Origin of the sequence: Corynebacterium nasorum (assembly GCF_032821635.1) — a bacterium.
GTDB lineage: Bacteria > Actinomycetota > Actinomycetes > Mycobacteriales > Mycobacteriaceae > Corynebacterium > Corynebacterium kefirresidentii.
Genome location: NZ_JAVBIE010000009.1, coordinates 1 through 13,001 on the forward strand (window position 1 = coordinate 1; position 13,001 = coordinate 13,001).

The window sequence follows — 13,001 nt, forward strand, 5'->3', positions numbered from 1 at the left end:
CGTCAATTGCTAGACTGTTTCTTCGTGATTGTAACCAATGATTTCGAAGTCAGGGTAGGAGCGCGCACGCTTCTCGAAGCCCCCGGGCAGCACCTGCGTGTGCAACCCGGTGACCGCATCGGGCTCATCGGCCGCAACGGCGCGGGCAAGACGACGACCATGCGCATTTTGGCAGGGGAGACCGAGCCCTATGGCGGCTCAGTTACTCGTTCGGGCCCCATTGGTTATTTGCCCCAGGATTCCCGCGAAGGAAATATTGAACAGACCGCGCGAGAGCGCGTTCTCTCCGCACGCGGTTTGGATGATCTCAAGCGCCGAATGGCCAAGCAACAAGAGCTTATGGAATCGGCCACTGACGATAAGTTCCGGGATAAGGCCATCCGGAAATACTCCCGCTTGGAGGAGCAATTCGAGTCGCTTGGCGGCTATGAAGCCGACTCCGAGTGCGCGCAGATATGCGATAATTTGGGTCTGCCGCAGCGCGTCCTAGACCAGCAACTCAAAACTCTCTCGGGTGGTCAGCGCCGCCGCGTGGAGCTAGCGCAAATTCTCTTTGCCGCTACCGAGGGGTCCGGAAAATCCCAGACCACCCTGCTCCTCGATGAGCCGACGAACCACTTGGACGCGGATTCTATTACGTGGCTCCGCCAATTCCTGTCCAAACATGAGGGCGGGCTCATTATGATTTCTCACGACGTCGAGCTGCTTGAGGCCGTGTGTAATAAGGTGTGGTTCCTCGATGCGGTTCGCGGCGAGGCCGATGTATACAACATGGGGTATAAGAAATACCTCGATGCTCGTGCTACCGATGAAGCGCGCCGTCGCCGAGAGCGGGCCAATGCGGAAAAGAAGGCATCCGCCCTGCAAAAGCAGGCTGCTAAGTTGGGTGCTAAGGCAACGAAGGCCGCTGCGGCCAAGCAAATGCTCCACCGCGCTGAGCGCATGATGAGCCAGCTCGATGAGGTGCGGGTGGCCGATAAGGTGGCCAATATTAAGTTCCCCGAGCCGGCACCGTGCGGTAAGACACCCATGAATGCCAAGGGGCTGACCAAGATGTACGGCTCCCTAGAGGTCTTCGCCGGGGTGGATTTGGCCATCGATAAAGGGTCAAGAGTAGTGGTGCTGGGCTATAACGGCGCGGGTAAGACCACGCTGTTGAAATTGCTGGCCGGAGTGGAGCGCACCGACGGTGAAGGTGGCATCGTCAGCGGCCACGGCTTGCGGATCGGCTATTTTGCGCAGGAACACGACACCATCGATCCGGATAAGTCTGTATGGCAAAACACCATTGACGCCTGCCCAGACGCGGATCAGCAGGAACTGCGTAGTCTGCTTGGTGCCTTCATGTTCTCCGGCGAGAAGTTGGAACAACCCGCGGGCACTCTATCCGGCGGTGAGAAGACGCGCCTGGCACTCGCCGCCCTAGTCTCCAGCCGCGCGAATGTGCTGTTGCTGGATGAGCCGACCAATAACCTGGATCCAATCTCGCGCGAGCAGGTACTCGATGCGCTAAAAACCTATACGGGGGCCGTGGTGCTGGTTACGCACGATCCGGGCGCGGTCAAGGCTTTGGACCCGGAACGCGTAATCATCATGCCCGATGGTGACGAAGATTTGTGGTCCGATGACTACATGGAAATCGTGGAGCTAGCTTAGGAAAACATGAAGACGCTACTGGAGAGGATGCCTGCCTGGCGGGAAAAGTTTTGGCTAATCCCTGCAGTGGCGGTGGCCGTTGCCGCCGTCAACGCAGAGTTGCTCATCGCGGTCGGTAGCCGTTTTCGCGTGGCAGCCACCCCCTTTTATGATGGCAGCGCCGATAGTGCCCAAGGGATTCTAAGCGCGGTAGCTACCTCGTCGCTGTCCCTTGCTGGCACCCTTTTCTTCATCACGCTGACCGCACTTTCTGGTGTTGTCACAGTAATGGGGCCGCGCCTGCTGCATGAGTTTCTAAAAGATCGCTCTATACAATCGACCCTGGCGATCTATCTTGCAACCTTCATTTTTGCCCTTCTTTCTTTACGTGCGGTGCAAACGGGCGGTAATGGGAAAGAAGAATATGTTCCTTCCTTGAACGTAGCAGTAACGGTGCTGTTGGCCATCGCCTGCGTAATCTTCCTCATTTATTTCATAGTCCATATTGCCCAATCGATCAGTATGTCTCACGTAGTTCACGTGGTGGCCGAAGACGTAGAGGACCACATGCGCCGGCTCATCCGGCGGGGCGAAGAGGAAAAAGCGGCCAAGGCTCCTGGGCCAGAATTTTACGTGGATGCGGAAAAGCGGCGCAGCAGTGGAACTGGCTACCTCAAGTTCGTCGACTATGACGCCATTGCGCAGGCAGCGGCACGGGAGAATTGCGCGGTGCACCTCGGCGTGGCGCCGGGTGACTTGGTACTGGAAGGCGAGGTTATCGCACACGGTGTGCCGCGCCTTCCGGAAAATGTTGAGCGCCATATCGTGCTCACCCAGTACAGGGAGCATGCCTCAGCTCACGACCCTCGTTTTACCGCCCGGCACCTGGCGGAGATTGCTGCCCGCGCTTTGAGTACTGGTGTCAATGATCCGTACACGGTCATCGATATCATTGACCGCTTTACCCAGATCCTCACCGTCATCGGGGATAAGCGGCTTCCGCAGGGCATTGTGCACGTTAACGGCGAGTTTCGCCTCGATTACCAAACGTTCAGCTATGAGGAAATTGTGGAGGCGATGTTCACGCAGATTCGGCGGGACGCCGCCGATAACGCGGAGATTTACCTCAGCTTGCTGGATAACCTGGCCAAGGTAGTGGCCCTTTTGTACACTGCTGAGCGCCGGAGCGTGCTTGCCGACGCCGCCCGGGCCATCTACTCTGATGCCCGCCGCCAAGTTGGCGGCGAGGTGGAATTAAAACAGCTGGAATGTTCCTACCAGCATTTCCAGGACAACCTCGCCGAAAGGGCGGAGTCAGAGAAACCCGGCGAAGAGCACGCCGCGGACTAGGCCGCGGCGCGGTGGCCGCTCTCCTTAGTTGCGGAATCCATGCACTGGAGCGGGGATGAAGCCGCCGCGGTTAATGAACTGCGCATTACCCACGTGATTGATCGGGATCACCGGTGCGTAGCCCAGCAGGCCGCCGAAGCTCACCTCGTCGCCCACCTGGGCGCCAGGAACCGGGATCACGCGTACCGCCGTGGTCTTATGATTCATCACGCCGATGGCGGCCTCGTCAGCAATCATGCCCGAAATCGTCGCGGCCGAGGTATCGCCCGGCAGCGCAATCATGTCAAAGCCCACCGAGCAAATGGCGGTCATGGCCTCCAGCTTGTCCATGGAGATAGAGCCGGACTTAACCGCATCGATCATGCCTTTATCCTCGGAGACGGGGATAAAGGAACCAGACAAACCGCCGACGCGGGAGCAGGCCATCATGCCGCCCTTCTTTACGGCGTCGTTAAGCAGAGCCAAAGCAGCAGTTGTACCGTGCGTGCCCACCTGGTCTAGGCCCATGTGCTCAAGGATGTGGGCCACCGAATCTCCCAATTCGGCAGTAGGGGCAAGCGAAAGGTCGATGATGCCGAAGGGTACGCCAAGGCGCTCGGAAGCCATGGTGCCCACCAGTTGCCCGGCGCGTGTGATCTTGAAAGCGGCCTTCTTGACTTCTTCCGCTACCTGGTCGAGGCTCGCCCCTTCGAGCGATCCCAAGGCGCGGTCGACAACACCTGGGCCAGAAACGCCGACGGAGACTACGCAATCGGGTTCTTCGATGCCGTGGAACGCGCCGGCCATAAATGGGTTGTCACCCACAGAGTTAGCAAAGACCACCAGCTTGGCGCAGGCAATGGCGGAATTGTCCTTGGTCAGCTCGGCAGCTTCCTTGATAACCTCGCCCATCTTCCTTGCCGCATCCATGTTGATACCGGCGCGGGAACTGGCGATATTGACGGAGGAACACACGACGTCAGTCGTAGCCAGCGCTTCTGGAATGGAACTTATGAGCTTTTGTTCCGCGGTGGTAGCGCCCTTTTCGACCAGAGCGGAATAGCCGCCCACGAAGTTGACTCCTACCTCTTTGGCTGCCTTGTCCAGTGCCTTTGCGGCGTCGACGGGGTTTCCTTCTACACCGGCTACCACCAAGGATATTGGGGTCACGGAGATACGCTTATTTACGATGGGGATACCCAGCTCGCCTTCGATGCCTTCGCATACCTCCACTAGGCGCCCGGCCTGCTGCGTGACGCGGTCATAGATGGCCTGGCAGGTAGCGTCCATGGTGGATCGGGTGCATCCAAGGAGGGAGATGCCCATGGTTACGGTGCGGATATCGAGACGATAGTTCTCAATCATCTCGATGGTGTCCAAGATATTAGTGGTATTAAAACGCGTGCTCATTTAAATCTCATTCATGGCGGTGAAGAGGTCTTCGGACTGAATGCGGATGGACTGGTGCTTTTCTTCCGCCACGGGGCGCATATGCTCCTTGATGGTCTGGATGGAGACCTTATCCGCATCAAATTCGACGCGGAGGATCATGGTGAAGTAACCGCCCATGAGTGTTTGGGACACGTCAATGACGTTGATATCGAGTTGGGCAAGGGTAGTGGTCACCGCGGCGATAATGCCGGTGCTATCGGCTCCGGTGACGGTCATAATGGCATACATGCAAGCAATTCTATCTGCTCGCTGCAGCCACCGCCGCCATTTTGCCACCGGTACTGGCCGGGGTCGCTGCGGGCAAGAGGCGTCGTTGTTACGGTGGGGAGGTATGTCTGATAAAAAGAAGATTCTGTACATCGGTGGACATGGCAAGGTCGGCCTGTTGGCCGCCCCAAAGCTGGTGGAGGCCGGCCACGAGGTCCACTCCCTTATCCGCAACCCTGAGCACAAGTCTGAGATTGAAAAGCTTGGCGCGATCCCAGTATTGGCCGATATTACTGAGCAGACCGTTGCGCAGTGGGCGGAGCTTTTCGCCGCTTATGATGCCGTAGTGTGGGGCGCTGGCAACGGCGGCCGCGGTGGGGCAGACCTTACGTGGGCCGTTGACCGCGATGGTGCCCTTGCCACCCTCGACGCTATGGAGACGCTGCAGCAGGAGGGAAAGAATCTGCCTGCCTACCTCATGATTTCCTATGTGGGTTCTCAAGAAGCCACCACGGATCCCGCCGACGAGAAGTGGTATGCCTACGTTGAGTCCAAGAAGGAAGTGGACAATCGCCTTGCTCAGGCAGAGTTTCCGCACCTTATCCTCAAGCCAGCAATGCTGACCGAGGAACCAGCACAGGGGCTGGAGCAGATCGAGGATAAGGCGCTACAGGAGTCCATGACTTCTTCGCGCGAGCTGGTCGCCGATGTCCTCGTCGAGGCCCTCGGCCGCGAAACCCTGCCGGAATCCCCGCTCGCCTTTGTAGATGGCGATAATCCAGTGAGCTCCATCAAGTAAGGCGTTAGACTGGCTGGCACTATGATTGCCACGCCTCCAGCTATTTTAATTGATTGTGACCCCGGCATAGATGATTGCCTCGCCCTGATGTATTTGGCGGGCCTTCATCATGCCGGGGATATTGAGCTGGTGGGAGTTACCACCACAGCCGGCAACGTCGAGGCCTATCAGACTGCGGCCAATGCCCGCTGGATTCTGGATTTGTGCTCGCTTGCCGATGTCCCCGTAGCCCCCGGCTTGCCGCACCCCTTAAAGGTGGGTCTCACGACAACCCCTGAGACCCATGGTCCGACGGGATTGGGCTATGCCACAGCACCTACTACCACGCTGCACCACAGCGATTGGCAGCGTCTATGGAAAGAAGCACTAGCCGCTCATCACGATCTGCAGTTGATTGTTACCGGGCCGGTCACCAATCTTGCAGCATTTGAAGAAGCCCATAGTGAAGCCGTCGCGCAGTTTGGCGCCATTACCATCATGGGTGGCGCGGTTAACTACCGGGGAAATACCACCCCGACCGCGGAATGGAACTTTTGGGTTGATCCGCACGCCGCCGCCCAGCACTTTCATTCATCTGCCCCGCGCGTTCCCACCACACTATGTTCGCTTGAGCTAACAGAGCAGTTTCTCATCACCCCACAGCGCCTAGAAGCGGTCATAGAATTGTTGCACGGACACCCTATGGCGCACATCCTGCCGGATGTGTTGCGCTACTATTTTGAATTCCACCAGGCGCAGGGGGAAGGCTATCAGGCCCAAATCCACGACCTTTTGACGTGCATGATCGCCTTGGGGCAGATCGACTTTGAGGTTGTAGAGACTACTGTTGATGTCGAAGCAGAATCGCCGCTATTGCGGGGGACGAGCGTTGCGGACTTGCGAAATCACTGGGGCCGGGCCCGCAACGCACGACTGGTTACGAGCGCAGATATGGAAGCCGCGCATCAAGAATGTCTGCGGGGGTTTACACTATTGGCTTCACGCTAGTGGCTTTTAAAGAGCAGAACCTCTACTATTATCCGCGGCGCACGTGCTGTGCGGGATCGCTTTCCGAGGTGACATAGGAAAGCAGCACTATCCGCGGTCGGCGTTTTCTATGCCTTTTTTCTGTATATGGATTTGGACTTTTATTGTGTCACAGCTTTCTCTCACCCCCGCCCGCAAGGCCATGGTCATCGCGGGTGCATTAGTCGTAGCCGCGACTTGGATCTACCTGGTGCTTTTGCGCCCCACGGACTGGCATTCTGTTGCTGGTTCGACTGAAGCGCTCGTTACCCTGAGCGGCTATCTTATCGGCGCCGCGCTCCTGCTTGCCGGCACCGTGCCGGCTTTACCAGCGCGAACCATCGCCATCATCCCGGTGGCGCTCGTCCTTAATATTGTCGTTGGTGAAATCATTGGTTCAATCGGCATACCTCTCTATATCGATTCCGTGGGAACTATCCTGGTAGCCGCGCTTGCCGGTCCCATTGCTGGCTTGGCTACCGGCACGCTGTCTTCTGTCGTCTGGGGCTTGCTCAACCCCGCTGCTTTGCCTTTCGCTGCAGTGTCCGCCGCCACGGGATTCCTATCCGGATTCGTCATCAAGAAGGGCGCATTTACCAAGGTATGGTGGGTCATTCTCAGTGGCGCCGTCATTGGCATTGTCTCCGGCATGCTCGCCGCCCCTGTCGCTGCCTTTGTTTATGGCGGTACTGCGGGTCTTGGTACGGGCGCGGTTGTCTCGCTCTTTCGCGAGCTGGGCAATTCCCTTATCGCCTCGGTTACCCTGCAGTCCTTCATCTCAGATCCCCTGGATAAAACGCTGGTTTTCCTCATCGTCTGGGCAGCGGTAAAAGCTTTGCCGCAACGCACCCGTGAATCGCTGCAACCACGCTGATGAGCCGCCTCCATCCTGCCACCGTCGTCACCATTGCGGCCTGCGGCTGGCTTCTTACCTTGGCGCTAAACACCCCAGTGGCGTCGGCAAGCGTCATGCTCGTTGCCCTTGCCTGCGGTACTGTATCTACCCGCAACGCCTCCGTGATTTTGACTACGATTGCACTGAGCGTGCCCGCGGCCCTTTCCATGCTGGTCATTCATGCTCCCTACGGTGACACCCCAGTTGCGCCTCTGCTTACTGCCGACGGCCTAATACTCGCCGGTAGCCTCAGCCTCCGCTTCTGTGCGCTCATGGCCTGCTTCATCGCGGCAATGGCGGCGCTGCGCATCGCGGATATCGCCAAATGGCTGCAAGTCTCCCGCGTCGGACACAAGGTGGCGTATGTGGTTGGTTCCTCCCTACAGACCTTGCCCCAAGGTGCGCATGCCTGGCGATGCGTCCGTGAAGCCAACCAATTAGCCGGAATCACCATAACCTGGCGCAATACCATCTCTCGCGTCATTATTCCTGTCATCGCTCGCCTCCTCATCCAAGGAACTCAACGCGGCCAAGCCCTGGCCGCCATCGGGTTCGACCAGGAAGGGAAACGCAGCTTATTGCGGCCCGTTGCCGATTCCAGGTTGTCCCGAGTCTTACGCTTCCTTATCCCGCTAGTGTGCCTTGCGGTGGTGATTGCTAGATGGATCTAGCCCACCTTCGCCCCACCCCTGGGACCATCGTTCAGGTTCTCGTCGATCCTGATAAAGCAGTGGAAGATGTTGCGGCGCAGCTAGCGGAATCTCTGTCCACCGCAGCAATCATCGGCACGGATGCTTCCGCACAAATTAGTTTCCTGCGCGAGTCCTGCATTGAAGAAGTAGTACTAGGCCTGGAAAACGCGGGTGTGCCTGCGGAGGAGATGCAAGTCCGCGGGGACCATATGCTTAGCGCAGTGGGCCTTTCGGCCTACTGTGAACATGACCCCGCGCAGCTGTCTGGCGGCCAAACTCGCAGATTAGCCGCAGCCTGTGTGGCCATCCGCGAGCCTGCGATCATGATCATTTGTGAACCCGCAGCTGGCCTCGATTCAGAGTCGCGCGCACAAGTGATTAACCTTCTGCAGGCAATGCCGCATACCTGCGTTATTGCCGTCTCGAGTACTACCTGGCCAGAGCTAGGCGGAGAAATCATAGGAACAGAACCACTCGTAGCACCCCTCAACCTGCCGCGGGTATATGCGCGCGGGCGGCAGGGGAGCATAGGCCCGCTAATTGCCCAGCGAGGACCAAAGAAGAAAAGGTGGTGGCAATTTTCCCAGCCCACCGGAACAACTTTTAGCGTCGGCCCCGTAGAAATCCCCACCGTGGAAGCCGGGGTGACATGGTTGCGCGGCAATAATGGTAGCGGTAAAACGTCGCTCTTGCGCGCCGCCGCCGGGCTTGATGGCGGGGGAGTTGTACGAAATCTTCCCGCCCTTGCTATGCAGTCGCCGTTTGACCAGGCGGCATTTTCCACAGTGGAGGAATTTGTACCCAATGAAGCTTTGCGCAACCTGCTGGGATTAAATCCTGCTGATCATCCCTTAGATTTGTCATCATCACGCCTGCGGCTTGCGCAAGTGGCCCACGTTATTGGGCAGCACCGCCAGAAGGTGCTGCTCGACGAGCCAGATACCTTGCTTTCCGCCGCGGACCGATGGCTTATGCACCAACTAATCCACTACGGATTACAGTCCGGCAGTGCCTTAGTGGTTACTTGCCATGATCCGCAGTTTGTGGCGGAAATATCGACCTACGCCCAAGTCACGGAAAAGAAATTACCGTCACCGCACCGCTGAGCACATGCGAAAAGCTCCCGGCTATTGCGCGTTTCAAGTAATAAGCAGCCGGGAGCAGGACTGTTCAGACGGGATTAAGACAGATCCGCCTGACCGCCACGGATAGATTGCTCTACTAAGTCAAGGACTTTTTCCAGCTCTGCGGTTTCGCCCAAGGCGAGCCGGTTGATAAACCCATCCATAAACACCTCTAGATAGATAGCCAAGGTGTCGATATTAACATCATCGCGCAGGCGGCCCTTGTCCGCATTGGACGCCAAGCGTGCGCGCACGGCCTCGCCACGAACCGACTGGTTTTCCTTCCACCTAGCGGCGAAGGAAGGATCAGTGCGGAGGAGGGAAGTGATTTCCAAGCGAGTGGCTAGCCAATCGTGACGCTCAGGATGCTGGAGCATCTCACGCATAACCTCAACCAAGCCATTGTGGGCTACGACCTCGGCCTGACGGGCGGCATCTTCTTGCGCCAATGCAAGAAAGAGAGACTCTTTGTCACCGAAGTGGTGAAAGATTGCGCCGCGGGACTTGCCCGTTGCCTGTTCTAGTAGACGAACTGTAGCTCCCTCGTACCCGTGCTCTGCAAAACACCGGCGAGCGCCTACGAGAATGTCGTGCCGACGGCGGCTGAGTTCAGATTCGCTGACGATTGGCATAGTAGGCAACTCTCCTTAATGGGGAACGTCTAAAGAATAATAAATCAGTAATTTTGAATAAGAATAAAATCTATGCGACGAAACGCGGGGCCGCAGCGCCCTCTACTGGGGAGGGCGGTGCAACCCCGCGTTATCGACCGAACCTAGGCCCTTAGCCCCTTCAGGGGCTTAAGGATTGTGCGAAAAGCGCCTAGCTCTTGACCATCTGGCGCAGGACGTACTGCAGGATGCCGCCGTGGCGGAAGTAGTCAGCCTCACCCGGGGTGTCAATGCGGACGTCAGCGTCAAACTCGACGGTGTCGCCGGACTCCTTGGTGGCGGTGACGTGGACGGTCTTCGGGATGGAGCCTTCATTGAAGGCGGTGATGCCCTCAATATCGAAGGTTTCAGTGCCATCCAGCCCCAAGGACTCGTGGGACTCGCCCTGTGGGAACTGCAGTGGGATAACGCCCATGCCGATCAGGTTGGAACGGTGGATGCGCTCGAAGGACTCAGTGATTACAGCCTTTACGCCAAGCAGGTTGGTGCCCTTTGCAGCCCAGTCACGGGAGGAACCAGTGCCGTACTCCTTACCAGCGATGACTACCAGTGGAATGCCGGCTTCCTTGTAGTTCTGGCAAGCATCGAAGATGAAGGCCTGTGGGCCGCCTTCCTGGGTAAAGTCACGGGTGTAGCCACCAGTGACATCGACCAGCTGGTTAGCCAGGCGAATATTCGCAAAGGTACCGCGCATCATGACCTCGTGGTTACCACGGCGAGAGCCCAGGGAGTTGTAGTCCTTGCGTGCAACGCCGTTTTCATCAAGGTACTGCGCAGCCGGGGTGCCCGGCTTAATAGCGGAAGCAGGGGAGATGTGGTCGGTGGTGACGGAGTCACCCAGCTTCGCAAGAACGCGAGCGCCCTTGATGTCCTCAACCGGGTTTGGCTCGGTAGGCATGCCATCGAAGTAAGGAGCCTTGCGGATGTAGGTGGAATCCTCATCCCACTTGAAGGTCTCACCTTCCGGCACGTCCAAGTTGCGCCAAGCCTCGTCGCCCTTAAAGACGTCGGCGTAGTCAGCCTCGTACATCTCGCGGGAGATAGCGGACTGAATGGTGTCCTCAATCTCCTGCGGGGATGGCCAGATGTCCTTCAGGTAGACATCGTTGCCTTCCATATCCTGACCCAGTGGCTGTGCATCAAAGTCAAAGTCCATGGTGCCGGCAATGGCGTAGGCGATGACCATGATTGGGGAGGCCAAGTAGTTCATCTTGACGTCTGGGGAGATACGACCCTCGAAGTTGCGGTTACCGGAAAGAACCGCGGTGGCAGCTAGGTCATTCTCATTGATGGCTGCAGATACCTCATCCGGCAATGGGCCGGAGTTACCGATACAGGTGGTGCAACCGAAGCCGGAGAGGTAGAAGCCCATTGCCTCGAGGTCCTTCCAGAGGTCTGCACGCTGGAAGTAACCATCAACAACCTGGGAACCAGGGGCACAGATGGTCTTAACCCACGGCTTGGACTGGAGGCCCTTTTCTGCTGCCTTGCGGGCAATAAGACCTGCGCCCACCATCACGGATGGGTTGGAGGTGTTCGTGCAGGAGGTGATGGAGGCGATAGCGACCATGCCGTGGTCCAAGGTGAACTCGCCACCATTCTGGGACTCAACGGTAATCGGGTTGGAGTGACGGCCCTTTGCACCAATAGCGGAGGACTCGCCGTGGCCCTCGCGGGCCTTATTCAAACCGCCGGTGACGTCCTCCAATTCCGGAGCGCCGCCTTCTGCGGACATGCGCTTTGCCTCAACAGAGGTTTCATCGACGCAAACCTCGTCGGTGGTGTAGTTAGCCAAATCCTTGCGGAACTGCTCCTTGGCCTCGGTCAGCAGGATACGGTCCTGCGGGCGCTTTGGACCAGCAATGGAAGGAACAACGGTGGACAGGTCCAGCTCGAGGTACTCGGAGTACTTTGCCTCCGGGGCATCCTCTTCCAGCCACATTCCCTGCGCCTTGGCGTATGCTTCAACGCGGTTGATCTGCTCCTGTGGGCGGCCGGTGAGCTCGAGGTACTTGGTGGTCTCCTCATCAATTGGGAAGATCGCCGCGGTGGAACCGAACTCAGGGGACATGTTGCCGATGGTGGCGCGGTTAGCCAGCGGAACGGACTTGACGCCGTTGCCGTAGAACTCTACGAACTTCTGGACAACGCCGTGCTCGCGCAGCATCTCAGTGATGGTAAGTACAACGTCGGTTGCGGTAACACCGGTTGGAATCTCGCCGGTCAGCTTGAAGCCAACGACCTTCGGGATGAGCATGGATACCGGCTGACCGAGCATCGCAGCCTCTGCCTCGATGCCGCCGACGCCCCAGCCAAGAATACCTAGGCCGTTTTCCATGGTGGTGTGGGAGTCGGTACCGATACAGGTATCAGGGTAAGCAAGGCCCTCGTTGTCGAATACAACGCGGGACAGGTACTCGATATTTACCTGGTGGACGATGCCGGTTCCTGGAGGTACAACGCGGAAGTTGGAGAAGTTCTCAGCACCCCAGCGAAGGAACTGGTAGCGCTCTTCGTTGCGCTGGTACTCAATTTCGACGTTCTTTTCCAGTGCATCGGTGGAGCCAAAGGCCTCAACGATGACGGAGTGGTCAATAACCATCTCGGCTGGGTTGAGCGGGTTGACCTGATCCGGGGTACCACCCAAGGCAGAGACCGCCTCACGCATGGTGGCAAGGTCAACAACGCAAGGAACGCCGGTGAAGTCCTGCATGAGCACGCGTGCTGGGGTGAACTGGATTTCGGTGTCTGGCTCCGCTTCCGGGTCCCAGTTTGCCAGGGCGTTGATGTGGTCCTTGGTTACGTTCTTGCCGTCCTCATTGCGCAGCAGGTTCTCTGCTAGCACCTTGAGGGAGTAAGGCAACTTCTCCAAGCCGGAGACGGTGTTGATGTCAAAGTAGTCATAAGACTTGCCGTTGACGTCAAGGGTCTTCTTGGCCTCGAAGGAGTTCAAGCTTTCAGTCACAGGGAGCTCCATTCCTTGTTGATAAACAGTGTGTTCTGTTTGGTACTCGTCGTCTGTCGTTACCGCGGGGCGGTGCTCTGCGTCTTCGGTCACTAATGTGACAGGACGCGACCATGGGGCCCGCAGTGCTGAAGGCGACAAAGAACGCGATGGTTCACCTAGATATTGTAGAGGCTAAAACCTTCGGTCGCTGCCATTGTAACAGTACAAGCGTTCTGTTTCACCTT

The 13,001-nt window shown here is 57.7% G+C and carries 11 protein-coding genes; 7 read left to right on the forward strand and 4 right to left on the reverse strand.

All coding sequences use genetic code 11. The features are described from left to right. Positions 1-24 precede the first annotated feature (24 nt). The gene (locus RAE07_RS08175) at positions 25-1,656 is read left to right on the forward strand and encodes an ABC-F family ATP-binding cassette domain-containing protein (protein ID WP_023021517.1); all 1,632 of its coding nucleotides are present in this window, start codon (positions 25-27) and stop codon (positions 1,654-1,656) included. Positions 1,657-1,662: 6 nt separating this feature from the next. Continuing rightward, positions 1,663-2,985, forward strand: a complete 1,323-nt coding sequence (locus RAE07_RS08180; RefSeq protein ID WP_316328559.1) for a DUF2254 domain-containing protein — start codon at positions 1,663-1,665, stop codon at positions 2,983-2,985. Positions 2,986-3,009: 24 nt separating this feature from the next. Here the strand turns inward: RAE07_RS08180 and RAE07_RS08185 are convergent, their stop codons facing one another. Next, a complete protein-coding gene (locus RAE07_RS08185) occupies positions 3,010-4,374 on the reverse strand; it encodes a PFL family protein (RefSeq protein ID WP_049378167.1) in 1,365 nt (454 codons plus the stop codon). After that, entirely contained in the window at positions 4,375-4,644 is a 270-nt protein-coding gene (locus tag RAE07_RS08190; protein WP_023021520.1) for an ACT domain-containing protein, read from the reverse strand. It abuts the gene before it with no gap. Between the two features lie 103 nt (positions 4,645-4,747). On the opposite strand from RAE07_RS08190, the gene RAE07_RS08195 reads away from it, so the two are divergent. From RAE07_RS08195 to RAE07_RS08215, 5 genes are all read left to right on the forward strand, one after another. Continuing rightward, complete coding sequence (locus RAE07_RS08195) at positions 4,748-5,422, forward strand: NAD(P)H-binding protein (RefSeq protein WP_316328558.1); 675 nt, start codon at positions 4,748-4,750, stop codon at positions 5,420-5,422. A 21-nt stretch (positions 5,423-5,443) separates the two neighbouring features. After that, the gene (locus RAE07_RS08200) at positions 5,444-6,409 is read left to right on the forward strand and encodes a nucleoside hydrolase (RefSeq protein WP_049378164.1); all 966 of its coding nucleotides are present in this window, start codon (positions 5,444-5,446) and stop codon (positions 6,407-6,409) included. Positions 6,410-6,590: 181 nt separating this feature from the next. Beyond that, positions 6,591-7,301: an ECF transporter S component gene (locus RAE07_RS08205; protein WP_198010473.1), complete on the forward strand. Its 711-nt coding sequence runs from the start codon at positions 6,591-6,593 to the stop codon at positions 7,299-7,301. Then, positions 7,301-7,993 carry an energy-coupling factor transporter transmembrane component T family protein gene (locus tag RAE07_RS08210; RefSeq protein ID WP_023021524.1) on the forward strand — a complete coding sequence of 231 codons (693 nt, stop codon included), beginning with the start codon at positions 7,301-7,303 and terminating at the stop codon, positions 7,991-7,993. The genes RAE07_RS08205 and RAE07_RS08210 overlap by 1 nt, the downstream gene beginning before the upstream one ends. Then, positions 7,984-9,120, forward strand: coding sequence for a hypothetical protein (locus tag RAE07_RS08215; RefSeq protein WP_023021525.1), 1,137 nt, complete (start codon positions 7,984-7,986; stop codon positions 9,118-9,120). Before RAE07_RS08210 ends, RAE07_RS08215 begins: the two co-directional genes overlap by 10 nt. Before the next feature lie 74 nt (positions 9,121-9,194). Here RAE07_RS08215 and RAE07_RS08220 read toward each other — a convergent pair whose 3' ends face one another. Then, positions 9,195-9,770: a TetR/AcrR family transcriptional regulator gene (locus RAE07_RS08220; protein ID WP_023021526.1), complete on the reverse strand. Its 576-nt coding sequence runs from the start codon at positions 9,768-9,770 to the stop codon at positions 9,195-9,197. Between the two features lie 190 nt (positions 9,771-9,960). Then, positions 9,961-12,774, reverse strand: coding sequence for an aconitate hydratase (gene can, locus RAE07_RS08225; RefSeq protein WP_316328557.1), 2,814 nt, complete (start codon positions 12,772-12,774; stop codon positions 9,961-9,963). Between the last annotated feature and the right edge of the window lie 227 nt (positions 12,775-13,001).